Below are 15,534 nucleotides of genomic sequence, written 5' to 3'. Positions count from 1 at the left end.
ACTCATACCAAGTCCTTCTTGCGGCCGAAACGCAGCATGACCGTCGTCACTGCCAGGATGATCAGAAACAGCAGGAACGCCACCGCCGAGGCGCGGCCGAGGTTCCACCACTTGAAGCCCTCCTCGAACATGTAATACAGCACGCTGACCGTGCTTTGCAGCGGATCGCCGCGCGTCATCACGTAAGGTTCGGCAAACAGCTGGAAGTAGCCGGACACGGTGATGACCCCGACCACCAACAACACCGGCCCCAGCATCGGCAGGGTGATATGCAGCAATTGCCGCCACTTCGATGCGCCATCGATGCGCGCCGCCTCGTACAGATCCTGCGGAATGGCCTGTAGGCCAGCGAGAAAGATCACCATGTTGTAGCCGAAGTTCTTCCAGACAGCGAACAGCATAATGGTCGGCATCGCCCAGTGCGGGTCGCCGAGCCAGTCGATCGGGCCGATGCCCACGTGTGCCAGCGCATAATTGACCAGGCCGTAGCGGGTGTGGAACAGGTAACGCCAGATCACCGCCACCGCCACCAGCGTGGTCACCACCGGCGCGAACAGCGCGGTGCGGAACAGCGCCTTGCACCGCGCCACCGGCGCATTGAGCAGCAGCGCCGCGCCAAGCGAGGTGGCAATGGACAGCGGTACGCCGACGATGACGAAATACGTGGTATTCCAGAGCGACTTCCAGAACATCGGTGTCTGCAGCAACTCCAGATAGTTGCCGACACCGACGAAACGCAAGTTGTGGCGGTCAGCCAGCGCGTACAGATCGAAATCGGTGAGGCTCAGCAGCAACGCCGACAGCACCGGCACCCCGAAGAACACGCCGATCACGATCAGCGCCGGGCCTGCGAACAGCCAGCCGACCAGGGAACCGCGCTTCATGGCGCCGCTCCTGCGGCCGGTGCGGTCGCTGCCTGCCTAAGCTGCTGACGCTGGATCCAACGCCGTTTCTCCAGGATCTCGTCGACACGCTCGTCCAATTCTCGCATCGCCTTGTCCTGCGGTTCGCCACCACGCACCACGCGTTCGGTGGCCAGACGCATTTCCTGCACGATGCGTTCCCATTCCAGCACTTTCGGCGCCGGCTTGACCCGTTCCAGCTGATCGCCGAATGCGTGCGCCAGCGGATCGTCGGCCAACGACGGATACGCCCAAGTGCTACGCCGAGGGGGCATGTCGCCAATCAGCGCGTGGAAGCGTGCCTGAATCTGTGGCCGCGACAGGAATTCGATCAGCCTCCACGCCGCGTCCTTGTGCTCGGACCTACGGAAGATCACCAGGCTGGTACCACCGGCGATGCCCGCGCCGGGACCGTCAGGACCGGGCAACGGCAGCGTGCCCCATTGGTCCTTCAGCGCCGCGGGTTCGACCTGGCGGAACTCGCGGATGTTCCAAGGTCCGGAAATGTAGAACGCGTAGAGCCCATTGAAGAACTCGTCCCACACGTTGGAGATCTGGGTCTCGGACATCTTCGGTGCCCAGCCGCGCTCGAACATATTGGCGTAGAACGCCAGTGCCTTGCGGAAATCGGGGCTTTCGAAATTCCCGTAGTTGTCGTGGTCGCGCAGCAGCGGATCGGGCCATTGCAGGCCCAGCGACAATTGCTGCTCGAATTCGTTGAGAGGCATCAAGATCGCATAGCGCTTCGGCCCGACGTGCCGCTTCACCGCCGCCATCGCCTGTTCCCACTCGGCCCAGGTCCGCGGCAGCGTCTCCACGCCAGACGCGCGCAGGATGTCCTTCCGGTAGAACAGCAGACGCGTATCCACGTACCACGGCACGCCATAGAGCTGACCGTCGATGACGCTGGTGTCCCAGATGCCAGGGAAATAGTCCGCCGGGTCCACGATCTTGGAATGGGCCACGTAGGGCTGCAACGGCTGCAAAGTGCCCAACTCGGCGAACTCCGCAATCCAGGTATTGCCCAACTGGCACACGTCCGGCAAGCCGTCGGCGGCAAAGGCGGTCAGCAACTTTTCGTGCGCGGCGGTCCAGGGAATATTCTGGATCTGCACGTGGATCCCGGGGTTTTCCTTTTCGAATTGCGGGATCAATTCGGCCACGACCTCGGCCTCGCGCCCCATCGCCCAGAACCGCAGCACCTCGCCTTGCGGCGCACGTGCGCAACCGCACAACGCCATCACCAGCCACCACAACAGCAGCCAACGAAGGATCGTGCGCGGCGTACTCATCTGGGATTGTGTGACTGACGCGGCACGGAATTCTGTGGTGCCTGTACGGGGGCGGCGCGCGATTCGGCGATGCCGATCTCCCTGGCCTTGGCGGCCTGTTCGTCCTTCTTCAGCACCGACTGCGCCTCACCGTCCGGGGTTAGCCAACCGCCACTGAAACCAGCGCGCTCCAGCCCGGTCCGGATGTACTTGTTCTTCTTCATGACGTTCCAGACGAACTCATTGCGGTAATTCGCGATCATGGCCAGGATCGGCCCCTGATCGATGCCGATGTAATCGCTGGACACCCAACCACGACCAGGAACGACCCGCCCAGTCTTGAGCGGAATATCGTAGTTGAAACTGGGGTTGAACGAATCCAGGAAGCCATAGCTGGAGTAGATGAAGTCGCCATAGCGCTTGTGCATTTCCTCGGCAGCAGGAATCACCACCTCCGGCGCGAACACCAGCGAGGCAATCGCGGCGGTGGGCGCCAGGGTGCCATCGTCGAAGTTCTCGCGCAGGCCCGCGCCGCGCGAGGAATAATGGCGAAACTGACGCTGATCGCCGTGGTAGTCCTGCTCGGTGTTCTGCGGACCATCGCTGGCGGTCAACCCCCACACGTTCTCGCCATAGTCCTTCCACTTCATCGGATTGGCGATGGCGTACTCACGCTGCGCCAGCACCGCGCGGCGACTGTTGAGGAAGTAATCGATGCCGCGTTCGCGCATGTACTCGTCCTGGATGTCGCGGAAATCGATCCAGACATGGCTGTACTGATGCGCGAACATCGGGCCGAACGAAAGATACTCCTGCCCGTAATACACGCCCCAGTCATTGTTATAGGTGCGCGTCCATAGCGTCCACGCATCCGGGCTGACTGAGTGGGTCGGCGAACCGAGCGCCAGCACGTAAAGCATCATCGCTTCGTTGTAACCGGTCCAATCGTGGTTGATGAAGCCGCTCTCCGGAAACCACCCCATCGAGATCAACGGCTCGCGCTGCTGCAACCAGCCCCATTCCACACGCTTGTACAACGTATCGGCGATGTCACGGATCTGCTTCTCGCTGGCATCATCGCCGTCGTAGTAAGACTGCGCGAACAGCACGCCCATCATCAGCATGGCGGTATCGACGCTGGACAGCTCCACCCAGCTGTCATAGCGACGGCCATTCTGCATGTCCAGAAAATGATAGTAGAAGCCTTTATAGCCCGCCTTGCCGGTGCGCTGCGGCCCCAGCGGGGCATCGCGGAAGAAACGCAAGGTGGTCAGTGTGCGGTCCACCGCCTGTTTGCGGCTGATCCAGCCGTTCTCGATGCCGATGGGATAGGCGGTCAGGGCAAAGCCGACCGAAGCAATACTGGCGAACGGACGCGACGGAAAGCGATCAGGGGTCAGTCCGTTGGTTTCGTTGGTGGTGTCCCAGAAAAACTGGAAGGTGCGCCGCTCGATGTCGCTGAATAGCTTAGGCAACTCCGGCTTCACCGGTTTCGGCGGAAGCTGCGCCTCGATCAGGATCACCTGGACCGGCTTCTTCTGCACCAGCTTCGGTTCCTCGGCTTTCTTGCACGACGTCAACAACACGCCTGCCGCCATCATGAGCAGCAAAATGCGTGCGGAACTGCGTTTTTGCCTCATCGTGCCACCCCGTATACGTTTACCTGCACCACACACCATCCTTACCACAACCAGTGCAACGCCACTGGCAAGCTTGGGCCGCAGTGTCGCATTGCTTGTCGATAGCCAGGTTGAATTCCTTATCGTCCAACGTGGAATACGGGTCGTACTGCATGATATCGCACGGCGTGGTGACCGCCAGGCAGCGACTGGCGACGTTTTGTTAGCCACTTTGAAATTCGTCGAACCGATCTCGGCGACAGGCCCGCGACATCATGATCGGGCTTGTTCAGAACGCTGCAGTGCCGACGAGCGGCCGCATCCCAGTCCAGACGCAATGTCAGCCCCCAGCCCCCGGAACCTCGGCGCGGATCGACAGCGCATGGATGTCGGTCTGCATCATGTCGCCTAGCGCGGCATACACTGCGCGGTGCCGGGCCAGGGGTCCCATGCCCGCGAAAGCGGCGCTGACCACGCGCACATTGAAATGACCACGACCATCACGCGCACCGGCATGCCCGGCATGACGGTGGCTATCGTCTTCGATCTCCAGCGCCAACGGCGCGAACGCCGTCTGCAGCGCCTCGCGGATCCGCTCGACCCGGTCTGCGGCCACCTGACTCATGGCAATACCTTGCGGAACGGCCGCACTTCGACTCGCGCATAGACGCCGGCCGCGACATACGGATCGGCATGCGCCCAAACCTGCGCCTCGGCCAACGAGTCGAACGCAGCCACCACCACGCTCCCGCTGAAGCCGGCAGGACCCGGATCTTCTGCGTCGATCGCCGGACACGGCCCGGCCAACAGCAGGCGTCCGGCCTCCTGAAGCGCCACCAGCCGCTGCAAATGCGCCGGCCGTGCCGCCGCGCGCCGTGGCAACGCTTCCTCGCCATCGTACCCCTCGATCACGTACCACATCCGCTACCTGCCTTCGTTGCGCACCGAACATCGACAAATTCTACCGCCGCAACGCTGGACACCGACCCTGCCGGCGCATTACCCTTAGCACCATTGCACGCGGCCGGATGCAGCGTCCCGTCGGTAGCTGGCCACTCAAGCCCCCTTCCGACGGCTAATTCGCTGCCTGACACCACCCGCGCAGACGTCCTCCTCCGTTGTTCCGCCGCCACGCCACACGTGGCGTGCGTCGTGTTATTTGTTGAATCAGGGATCGCGTTGCGGGGGCGACGCGCCATAAACCGCACTACTGCCGGCAAGGAGCTGCGCAAGGTCCTCCCTGCCCTGCCCTGCCCTTCGCTACCGCAACACCGATGTCCAACCGATGACCTCCGAACTCGCGCTAGACGCGAACCCGCCAATCCAGACGACCACCCCACAGCAGCAGGAAATGCCGCTGGCGGTGGTGCATGGGCAACCGGTGCTGCAGATCCCGCAGGATCTGTACATTCCGCCGGATGCCCTGGAAGTCATCCTGGACGCATTCGAGGGCCCGCTCGACCTGCTGCTGTACCTGATCCGCCGGCAGAACCTGGATATCCTGGACATCCCCGTCGCCGAGATCACCCGACAGTACGTGGACTACATCAATGTGATGCAGGAACTGCGTTTCGAACTGGCGGCCGAGTATCTGGTGATGGCCGCGATCCTGGCCGAGATCAAATCGCGGATGCTGCTGCCCCGCCCGCCGGTAGAAGACGGCGAAGAGGTGGATCCACGGGCGGAATTGGTCCGGCGCTTGCAGGAGTACGAACGCTTCAAGCAAGCGGCGGAAGACATCGATGCGCTGCCGCGGCAGGACCGCGACACCACTGTGGTACATGCGTACGTACCCGACCGTACCGCCGTGAAGCTGCCGCCGCCGGTGGAACTGAAGGAAATGCTGCTGGCGCTGTACGACGTGCTCAAGCGTGCCGAATTATTCAGCGGCCACGCGATCAAGCGCGAAGCCTTGAGCGTGCGCCAGCGTATGGGCGACGTGCTGGGCCGTCTGGACGACGGCAAGTTCCACCGTTTCGAATCGCTGTTCACTGCCGAGGAAGGCAAGCTGGGCGTGCTGGTCACCTTCCTCGCCTTACTGGAACTGGCCAAGGAGCAGTTGCTGGACATCGTCCAAGAGCCACTGGCGCATGTCCCAGCAGACGCCACCGAACGACCACCGTTGCCGCCGATCTACGTCAAATCGCTGGCACTGGGCAACACCAACGCACCACTGCAGTTCAACAGCGAGTTCGACGACAGCGACACCGCCGACGCCGCCCCCTGAGTCCACCAAGAACCCACCCACGCATGGATCAAGCGCTGATCAACCGCATCGTCGAAGCCGCCCTGCTCGCCGCCAACCAGCCCCTGCCGCTGGTGCAGCTGCACGGCCTGTTTCCCGAGGACCAGCCCGCCCCGCCCGGCAGCATCGAACGCGCACTGGAGCAATTGCGCGAAGCCTGCGAAGACCGAGGCGTGGAACTGGTCGAAGTCGCCTCCGGGTTCCGCTACCAAGTGCGCAGCGACGTGCATGCCTGGGTGGCGCGGCTGTGGACCGAACGCAAAACCCGCTACACCCGCGCCACCCTGGAGACCCTGGCACTGATCGCATACCGCCAGCCGATCACCCGCGGCGAGATCGAACAAGTGCGCGGCGTGGCGGTGAGCAGTAACATCATCCAGGCATTGGAAGAGCGCGAGTGGATCCGTGTGGTCGGCCACCGCGACGTGCCGGGCAAACCCGCCTTGTTCGGCACCACCAAAGGGTTCCTGGACTACTTCGGACTCAAACGTCTGGACGAATTGCCGCCCTTGTCCGAGCTCAAGGACATCGGCGAACTGGAGCCGCAGCTGCCGTTGGATCGCGACACGCTACCGGTGGGCGACATGGCCCAAGCCAGCACCGATGCGAACGCCCAAACGGCATCGACAACGACCGGCAACACCACGCCGGTGCCCAGCGCAGATACCGACACCGGGAACGACAACGCAACACCATCAGTTCCAAATGCCGCCGACGCCGACGCGCCGACCGCATGGATTTCCGATACCGCCCCGACGGGCGAACCCGAAGCCGCGCCGGGCGAGCGCGCGGCGGATGCGAACGAAGCCGAAGACAACGCCGTCGCGACGACGACCGTGGCTGTTGACGATACCGATTCCGAACCACAGGCCGACGCGCACCGCGCCGACCGGAGCCAAGTAAATGAGTGACACCCCCCGCAAGCTGTCGTTGAACACGCTCTCGCTCAAACGCGACGCGAGCGCCGCCGAGCAGCCGAAACTGGAAGAACGCCTGCACAAGGTCCTGGCCCAAGCTGGGCTGGGTTCGCGCCGCGCGCTGGAACAGCGCATCGCCGACGGCCTGGTCAAGGTCAATGGCGAAGTCGCGCAGACCGGCATGTCGATCAAGAGCGGAGACAGGATCGAACTGGACGGACGCAGCTTTGTCGCCAGTGCGCTGACCGAGCCCGCGCGCGTGCTGATCTACAACAAGCCCGAAGGCGAAGTGACAACGCGCGAAGATCCCGAAGGCCGCCCCACCATCTTCGAGGCACTGCCGGCGCTGAAGGGCGCACGCTGGATCGCGATCGGCCGCCTGGACATTAACACCACCGGCCTGCTGCTGCTCACCACCGACGGTGAACTGGCCAACGCGATGATGCACCCCTCCTACGAGATCGAACGCGAATACGTGGTGCGCGTACGCGCCCCGGAAGGCGAGGAAAGCGTGCCGGACAGCATGATCGAGCGCCTCGCACGCGGAGTCGTGCTGGAAGACGGCAGCGCCAAGTTCGACGAAATCGAACGCATCGGCGGTACCGATTCGCACGACTGGTTCCGGGTGGTGGTCAAGGAAGGACGCAACCGCGAAGTACGCCGTTTGTGGGAATCGCAGGGTTGCCAAGTCAGCCGACTCAAGCGTACCCGCTACGGCAAGGTGGCGCTGCCGCGCGAAGTATTGCGCGGACAATCCATGGAACTGGCGCAGGACAAAGTCGAGGCGCTACGTGCCGAACTGAAGCTGGAAGAAGGCACGCCGTCGGCGCTGACCCTGCAGCCGGTGATCGGCCAACGCAAGGCCGCCAAGGCCGCCAAGGCCGTCGTGCAGGTGGGGCGCGGCGGCAACGCCTACGTCAACGGCCATAACGCCGCCGACGAAGGGCGCGAACTGCGCCGCTTCGACACCTTCCGCGAAGACCGCGGCCGCGGGCGCGGCGGCAAGAAACCGCACGGCGGGCTGACTGTAAGCGGCGAAATGGCCGCCAAGCAGGCGCAAAAACCATTCAAACAACGCACCCCGAAGGGACCCAAGCCGTTGCCGGACGGCAATCCCGCCGCCTTCCGCACCTGGTACGTCCCCGATGGCGTCAGCACCGGCCCGGCCGGGCACCGCAACGCGGGCCCAGGTGGTCGCGGCACGGGGCAAGGGCAAGGCCAGGGGCGTCCCTATGCCAAGCCGCGTCCGGCTGGTGGCGGCGCGGGTGCAGGCCAAAGCCGCAGTCAGGGCCAAGGCCAGCGCAAGGCGCATCCTTACGGACATCCAGGCAATGCACCCAGCTTCCCGTCCGACCACGCCAATCCCGGTTTCAGCCCCTACGGCGCCGCACCGCGCTCCCCGCGTCCAGCCGGCCCCCGCGCCGACGGGCAGAAGCGTGGCCCAGGCGGTCGCCCGGCTGGTAACCGCCCCGGTGGCGGGCGTCCGGGCGGCGGCAACCACGGCCCGCGCGGCGGTCGCTGAGTCTCCAGGCACTGGCGCAGGGGCGCCTAAGCACCGACATCATCAAGAGTGCCTGCGCAACGGCGCTCTTTTTGAGCGGCGCGCGCGATCGACGCCACCGCCCGCGACCGCCAAGCGGAAATGCGTAGAAAGTGATGAACGCACATCTGGCCGCGTTCGCATTGCATCGTGCATTGGGCGCATCGTTGCCCCACACCGGCTCGCCCGCGCAAGCAAAGCAACGAAGCGAAGCGCACGCAACGGGAGATCGCGACGTTAGCGACCGTGGTCAGTTGCGATACCGAAAGCGCAGACGGTAAGCCGCATCACGTATCCATCGGGCAGCACCGGCCTCTCTCTGTCACCCATCAAGAAGATCGCACTTGGCCACGACGTGCATGTGCGGCTGCGTCATCATGGGAAGGAGCTGCCTCAGTCGCTGTGCGGCCGGCAATCGGGCCCATAGGCAACGCTATAAGGCCGGTCCATGCAACGCGCCAAGCCCTCGACCACGTCCGCATTCAGTGGCCAACGTATTTCGAACGTCTGGCCGTCGGGCAATGACATGTGCAGCATCCCATGCTGTAAGGGTGGTAAGTCCGCAGATGGCCGCACTGCTTTCAGCGCACGCCTGGCTTTAGCGAATCCCGCGCGGTCGTGCGCTAGGAACGCCACGGTTGCATCGACATAAGGATTCCACCCGGCGACATCCTGCGACGGCGGCTTTTTGGAAGTCTGCATCAACGCAATGGCCGCAGCGCTGTCGCCAGCGAATGCGCGCAATTGTCCTTCGTGCCAGTAAAGCAACCCGACATCGGCCGAATGAGGATGGGACTTCCTGTAATCGCGGATCAAATCGGCAGCGGCCAGTTCGCAGCCTGGCCGCGCCGCCAATGCACGCCAACCACCGCCACCATTGCTGACATCCTGGTCGAACTGCTGCTGGTCGAGGGCCAGCAATGTGGACCGGTCGACCGCGCACGACGCCACCACCTGCCCGGCAGCCGCCCCGACAGGAACCAGCAACAGCCAGAACATCAGCGTAACAAGGGCCGCCATGGCAATTGCCACATCGCCTCGATGCGGCTCATGCGAGTAAAGAAACATCGGCATCTTCTCCGGGGTCTTACGCGCTCGGCAGATTCTCGCGCACAACCACCGCACGCACCAGCGCTACATTCGCGCAACTCCAGCAAAGCCGAGATATTTTGGAAACCCAGGCGCCAGCCGCACGCGACCCGCATCACCGACCAAAAACGCAGATGACACCTCAAGCGACTAGCATGCAGAGTTAGCTGTCGGCGGGTATTCGGCACCCTAGCGATCCCTTTACCACTGCACGCCACTGCGTTCACCCGGCCACATCACGCGCGAGTTCCATGAAGCGGAAAAACTGCGCGTACCAGCACTCGTACAGGTGTCGTCCTGCAGTTCGCGCGTCGCACCCAACGTTGCCCCCCGACCCAGCAAGGTCCGCGGTAATGCCAGCAATACGAAACGGCCATCCTGCAACCTGCTCAAAGCCAAGCCGTAGCGTTCCAGTTTGACGGGATTCTCGGGAAGCTCCTCGGCCAAGCGAATGAACGGACTGTGCTGAATCAGCTCCTCTTCGCTCAAGGTTCGCAAATAGTAATGGTGCCCTTGCAGCCAGTATCCGCTCCAGCGCGGATTCCAGTGCGCCCCCACCGATGCCAGTCGCTGACGGATGTCTGCGCGCAAGCAGGCGATGTGCAGTTCTAGCTGGTTCTGCAAATGCGCCGTTTGCGCATTGACGACAATGGCCACTGCGGTATCGGGAACCGCTTTGCCCAGAAGTTCCGAGAGCGCGCCGCGCGCGCGCCATGCCAGCCAGAAATAATTCGGCGTTTCACGCCGTTGTAGCAACGGACTTTCGACCCCGACAATTCGGCGGGTCGGAACCAACACGACATGCGCCCGGCCGTCCCTGTCCTGCAACAAGGCATAATCCTGCGCCAAGTCCATGGCCCGGAACGGCATCGCCTCCCCGGAGCACGACGCATCGGACGCGCATTGCCGGTGGACGACACGCCACACTGTGTCTGCATGATGGCGATACAGCGCCAGAACGCTTCCCACCGTCATCAACGACAGCGCCATCACGCCAAACGCGCGGTATCCGAACATATTCATCTTCGACACATTTCTTCCCCGTCGCCCGGCTTCCTACCATCGCCGCCGGCAACAAAAAAGCGCGTCCGTGGACGCGCTTGTACGCGTGGTTGGGAGGCCACCGGCCGGCGCATTACACCAGCGACCGACCGGCGGCAGCCCGGCTTACCAAACCATGCCAGCCCCCACTGCCACACCGGCATCGCCACGGGTGGTGGCACTGGCGTTGACCTTGAACAGGTAACGACCACTTTCGCTGATCTTCGACACGCCCACTGCGATCGCCTGTTCGCCGCGGAACGAACTCAGCGACACGCCCGCCGCGCTTTGATCCGGCTGGTACGCCTGCGGCAGGCTGGACATCGCCATCGCCGCCGCCACGCCGGCACTGGCGCGCCGATCGACCTGACCCACACGGGTATCGGTGTAGTTGCGCGACCAATCCACCACACCGCTCAGCCCATCGTTCAACTGCCCCACATTGACCGCATCGGTAAGCTGCGTTCCCGCTGCCACGTTGGTGATCTGGCGCTGATTGGTGGCCGAACCCACCGACACGCTATTGGCACGATCAGCCACCGATCCCTGGCCCAAGGCGACGCTGTTGGCCTCCGTGGCCTTGGCTCCCTTGCCTACAGCCACACTACCGGCACCGGAAGCGACCGCATCCGCGCCCATCGCCGTTGCGTTCAAACCGCTGGCCTGACTGTTGTTGCCGGCAGCCGTGGTGCTGGTGTTACTGGCCGTCGCCGTCGGACCAACCACCACCGATGTGCCGTTGTTGCCGACGGCCACCGGAACCACCTGATTCGCGGGAGTGCTGCTAGCACTACTGGATTCGGCCTTACTACTGCCGGTCCCGCTGCCACCCGAGAAAGCACTGCCTTTCCTGGTCGTCTCCTGCATGGTGGTCAGCGAACTCTGCAAGGTGGAAATCGTGCTGGAGTTGTCTTGCACTTTTTGGTTGGTGGCATACAGTTGCGAGCCATTCACCGCATCGGTGCTGCTAGCACTTAGACGGCCAGCGGCGACATTCTGGATCTGCCGCTCCGCACCCACCGCACCGACGCTGAACGCACCGACCGGCGTGCTGCCCGCAAAGTTGTAGGTGGAGCCGCCCAGGGTCGTCGATGCTACCGCTGTGGTCGCCGCCGTGCGAGCACTCGCACCAATCGCCACGTCATTCGCGTTGCCGGCGACCGCATCGGGGCCGATCGCAATGCTGTCGGCACCAGTGGCAACACTATCTTCCCCGCTTGAATTGACCCGCATGTACTTCACACCGTCGCCGCCCTGGATACTCTTGACCGCATGGTCGAGCTTGCTCACCTCGGTGTTGGTCGCATGCAACTGCGAACCGTTGACCGCATCGGTACTGGTTTCGGACAGACGACCAGCGGCGACATTGGTCACCGTGCGCTCGTTGCCCGCGCTGCCCACGCTGACCGTGCTGGTCGGCGCGGTGCCAGCAAAGGCGTAGCTGTGACCATTGAGCACGACGCCTTTGGTGGCAATGGCCGAACTGGTCGTGCTGCCACTCCCCAGGGCGACATCGCCGGTGGAGCTGGCAACCGCCTTGCTGCCGATGGCGACCGCGTTCTTAGCCTGCGCACTCGAGCTATCGCCGATCGCGATCGAGGCCGCACCGCTAGCTTGCGCAGAAGCACCCTGCGCCACGCTGTAGCCTCCCGACGCGGTGGCGTCACTGCCTTGCGCCACCGCTCCCAGACCGGACGCGGAAGCATTACTGCCCTGCGCCACCGCATCGCCGCCGAGCGCACTGGCCCCCTTGCCGATCGCCAACGTGCGGTCACCCGCCGCGTTGGCGGCCACGCCAATCGCCGTGCTGTCGGTGCCGGTCGCCACGCTGTCATCGCCGGTGGAGTTGGTATTGACGTACTTCACGCCCGTTCCTTGCTGCAGTTTCTCCAAGGTCTTATTGATCTCGGTCACCTTGCCTCCAACCGAGCTCACCTCGGTGTTGGTCGCATACAACTGCGAACCGTTCACCGCATCGGTGCTGGTTTCGGACACGCGGCCCGCCGCCACGTTGGTCACTGTGCGCTCGTGACCGGCGCTGCCCACGCTCACCGTGCTGGTCGGCGCGTTGCCCGCATATTTGTACGCGGTCCCGTTGATGGTCGCACCGGTGGTCGCCACCGTCGCCGCCGTGCTGCTGCCCGCACCCAGAGCCACCGCACCGGCCTGATCGGCCGTGGCACGGTCACCCAACGCCAGGGACGATGTACTTGAAGCCTTCGCGTTGTTACCAGCCGCTAGGCTATTGATGCCCGAGGCGACACTGAAGTTGCCAAGCGCCACAGCACGCACCTCACTGGCCTGCGAATGCGTACCGACCGCTGTGCTGGCGCCTCCGCTGGCCGATGCCCACACGCCATGCGCAACCGAGCTGTAACCCGACGCATTAGCGCCCCCTCCGATTGCGACACTGCTACTGCCACTCGCACTACTGGAGGTGCCGAGCGCGACGGCATTAATGGAGGAGGATTTGGTGAAATTGCCCAGCGCGATGCTGCCTTCACCCGAAGACTGGCTGCTCTTGCCCTGTGCGATGGCGCTGTAGCCTTCAGCCGATGCGCCTGCTCCCAAGGCCAGGCTGTTGCCGCCGGTGGCCTTGGCCAAGCTACCGACCGCGACACTGCTTTGACCCGACGCCTTGGTGTTGAAGCCCAACGCCGTCGCGGTGTATCCGCTGGCGTTGGCATTATGACCGAGGGCGCTGCTGGCTATGCCGCTGGCATTGGCCGAGCTACCGACCGCGACACTGCTTTGACCCGACGCCTTGGTGTTGAAGCCCAACGCCGTCGCGGTGTATCCGCTGGCGTTGGCTTGATAACCGAGGGCGCTGCTAGCTATGCCGCTGGCATTGCTCTCACTGCCCAACGCCAGCGCGCTGTGGCCACCCGCTTTGGCAGCCACGCCCACCGCCGTGCTGTTGACGTCGGTGGCCTTGGCCGAGCTACCGACCGCGACACTCCTTTGACCCGACGCATTGGTGTTGAAGCCCAACGCCGTCGCGGTGTATCCGCTGGCGTTGGCTTGATAACCGAGGGCGCTGCTGGCTATGCCGCTGGCATTAGCCGAGCTACCGACCGCGACACTGCTTTGACCCGACGCCTTGGTGTTGAAGCCCAACGCCGTCGCGGTGTATCCGCTGGCGTTGGCATTATAACCGAGGGCGCTGCTGGCTATGCCGCTGGCATTGCTCTCACTGCCCAACGCCAGCGCGCTGTGGCCACCCGCTTTGGCAGCCACGCCCACCGCCGTGCTGTTGACGCCGGTGGCCTTAGCCAACTTGCCCAGCGCCATGGCGTTATCGCCATAAGCCGCCGCCGCCGGCCCCATCGCACTGCTATCGGTGCCGCTGGCAGTGCTGTCGTCCCCAGTCGAGTTGGTATGGACGTACTTGATACCCTCGCCATTTTGCAGATTGGTGATGGCAGTGTTGATCTCCGTGACCTGATCACCAAGCTTGCTGACCTTGCCACCGACCGAACCCACCTCGGTGTTGGTCGCATACAACTGCGAACCGTTCACCGCATCGGTGCTGGTTTCGGACACGCGGCCCGCCGCCACGTTGGTCACCGTGCGCTCGTGGTCGACGCTCCCCACGCTCACCGTGCTCGCCGGCGTGGTACCCGCATAGGTGTACGCGGTCCCGTTGATCGTCGCACCGGTGGTCGCCACCACCGCCGCCGTGCTGCTGTCCGCACCCAGCGCTACCGCACCAGCCTGATCGGCCGACGCCCCCGCACCCAGCGCCAAGCTGTTGCCGCCCGACGCTGAGGCTTTACTGCCTTGCGCCACCGCTCCAAGACCAGACGCGGAAGCATTGCTTCCCTGCGCTATCGCATCGGCTCCAATCGCACTGGCTCCCTTACCGATCGCCAACGTATGGCCACCCGACGCGTTGGCGGCCACGCCAATCGCCGTGCTGTCGGCGCCGCTCGCCACGCTGTCATCGCCGGTGGATTTTGTATTGATGTACTTAACACCCTTGCCGTTTTGGAACTGCTTCACCGTGCTGTCGAGCTCGGTAACCTTGCTGCCCACATTGCCCACCTCGCTGTTGGTCGCATACAACTGCGAACCGTTCACCGCATCGGTGCTGGTTTCGGACACGCGACCTGCCGCCACGTTGGTCACTGTGCGCTCGTGGTCGACGCTCCCCACGCTCACCGTGCTCACCGGCGTGGTACCCGCATAGGTGTACGCGGTCCCGTTGATCGTCGCACCGGTGGTCGCCACCACCGCCGCCGTGCTGCTGTCCGCACCCAGCGCTACCGCACCAGCCTGATCGGCCGACGCCCCCGCGCCCAGCGCCAAGCTGTTGCCGCCGGTGGCCTTGGCCGACTTGCCCAACGCCACATCGTTGACAATGGTCGAGGAATTGTTCGGCTTGTCTTTCGTATTGGCCTGGCCCGCAACCGCACCATTGCCCAACGCCATGGCGTTATCGCCATAAGCCGCCGCCGCCGGCCCCATCGCACTGCTATCGGTGCCACTGGCCTTGCTTTCTTCCCCAGTCGAGTTGATTTGGACGTACTTCAAGCCCGTGACATCTTCCGGTTGCGGTTGGTCATCGGAGCATACCCAGCCATGATGCCAGTAGCAGATGGCAGCACGCGCTTCATTTTCTGCACTCACAATGCAGACCAGCGTTGCTAAGCACAAACCAAGAAACGGCGAATGGCTCGCCCGCTTCTGCCGCCCTCCCTTGGCCTTGGTCTTGGCCAATTCAGACACGATCACCCATGCGCCCATGGCACGATTCCACACGATCTTGAATGCCCTGTTCATTTCCATGCTCCCGCTGAAGGTGCATAGAAATTAGATTTCTCCCGACACCACGACGATGGGATCGCCCCCAATTCATCATTGGGCGAACGCCTAAAAAAAAGCCGTATTGGGCGAACGCCTAAAGCCGT

The 15,534-nt window shown here is 63.6% G+C and carries 11 protein-coding genes; 3 read left to right on the top strand and 8 right to left on the bottom strand.

Annotation, left to right across the window (positions count from 1 at the left end):
* Positions 1-2 precede the first annotated feature (2 nt).
* From XalbCFBP2523_RS00565 to XalbCFBP2523_RS00545, 5 genes are all read right to left on the bottom strand, one after another.
* Complete coding sequence (locus XalbCFBP2523_RS00565; protein WP_012915827.1) at positions 3-884, bottom strand: carbohydrate ABC transporter permease; 882 nt, start codon at positions 882-884, stop codon at positions 3-5.
* Positions 881-2,194, bottom strand: coding sequence for a sugar ABC transporter substrate-binding protein (locus XalbCFBP2523_RS00560; protein WP_045765638.1), 1,314 nt, complete (start codon positions 2,192-2,194; stop codon positions 881-883). The genes XalbCFBP2523_RS00565 and XalbCFBP2523_RS00560 overlap by 4 nt, the downstream gene beginning before the upstream one ends.
* On the bottom strand, positions 2,191-3,771 hold the full coding sequence (locus tag XalbCFBP2523_RS00555; protein WP_230599258.1) for a glucoamylase family protein: 1,581 nt from the start codon (positions 3,769-3,771) through the stop codon (positions 2,191-2,193). The genes XalbCFBP2523_RS00560 and XalbCFBP2523_RS00555 overlap by 4 nt, the downstream gene beginning before the upstream one ends.
* A 361-nt stretch (positions 3,772-4,132) precedes the next feature.
* Positions 4,133-4,417: a BolA family protein gene (locus XalbCFBP2523_RS00550; protein WP_012915824.1), complete on the bottom strand. Its 285-nt coding sequence runs from the start codon at positions 4,415-4,417 to the stop codon at positions 4,133-4,135.
* Complete coding sequence (locus XalbCFBP2523_RS00545) at positions 4,414-4,713, bottom strand: YciI family protein (protein ID WP_012915823.1); 300 nt, start codon at positions 4,711-4,713, stop codon at positions 4,414-4,416. The genes XalbCFBP2523_RS00550 and XalbCFBP2523_RS00545 overlap by 4 nt, the downstream gene beginning before the upstream one ends.
* 364 nt (positions 4,714-5,077) lie before the next feature.
* Here XalbCFBP2523_RS00545 and XalbCFBP2523_RS00540 point away from each other — a divergent pair, with 364 nt between their 5' ends.
* From XalbCFBP2523_RS00540 to XalbCFBP2523_RS00530, 3 genes are read left to right on the top strand one after another with little or no spacing between them, the layout of a single operon-like run.
* Positions 5,078-6,019 (top strand): segregation and condensation protein A, encoded by a 942-nt coding sequence (locus XalbCFBP2523_RS00540; RefSeq protein WP_045765636.1) that lies wholly within the window; start codon positions 5,078-5,080, stop codon positions 6,017-6,019.
* Between the two features lie 23 nt (positions 6,020-6,042).
* Positions 6,043-6,948 (top strand): SMC-Scp complex subunit ScpB, encoded by a 906-nt coding sequence (gene scpB / locus XalbCFBP2523_RS00535; RefSeq protein ID WP_045765635.1) that lies wholly within the window; start codon positions 6,043-6,045, stop codon positions 6,946-6,948.
* Positions 6,941-8,476 carry a pseudouridine synthase gene (locus XalbCFBP2523_RS00530; RefSeq protein WP_045765634.1) on the top strand — a complete coding sequence of 512 codons (1,536 nt, stop codon included), beginning with the start codon at positions 6,941-6,943 and terminating at the stop codon, positions 8,474-8,476. Before scpB ends, XalbCFBP2523_RS00530 begins: the two co-directional genes overlap by 8 nt.
* 411 nt (positions 8,477-8,887) lie before the next feature.
* Here XalbCFBP2523_RS00530 and XalbCFBP2523_RS00525 read toward each other — a convergent pair whose 3' ends face one another.
* The 3 genes from XalbCFBP2523_RS00525 to XalbCFBP2523_RS00515 form a co-directional block, all read right to left on the bottom strand.
* Positions 8,888-9,520: a hypothetical protein gene (locus tag XalbCFBP2523_RS00525; RefSeq protein WP_407071003.1), complete on the bottom strand. Its 633-nt coding sequence runs from the start codon at positions 9,518-9,520 to the stop codon at positions 8,888-8,890.
* A gap of 264 nt (positions 9,521-9,784) precedes the next feature.
* The gene (locus XalbCFBP2523_RS00520; RefSeq protein ID WP_045765632.1) at positions 9,785-10,606 is read right to left on the bottom strand and encodes a CDP-diacylglycerol diphosphatase; all 822 of its coding nucleotides are present in this window, start codon (positions 10,604-10,606) and stop codon (positions 9,785-9,787) included.
* Between the two features lie 144 nt (positions 10,607-10,750).
* On the bottom strand, positions 10,751-15,406 hold the full coding sequence (locus XalbCFBP2523_RS00515; RefSeq protein ID WP_045765631.1) for an ESPR-type extended signal peptide-containing protein: 4,656 nt from the start codon (positions 15,404-15,406) through the stop codon (positions 10,751-10,753).
* Positions 15,407-15,534 lie beyond the last annotated feature (128 nt).

This window comes from Xanthomonas albilineans (assembly GCF_002939705.1).
GTDB lineage: Bacteria > Pseudomonadota > Gammaproteobacteria > Xanthomonadales > Xanthomonadaceae > Xanthomonas_A > Xanthomonas_A albilineans.
The sequence above is the reverse complement of the archived record's forward strand: the minus strand, read 5'-3'. Positions and strand labels throughout refer to the sequence as shown.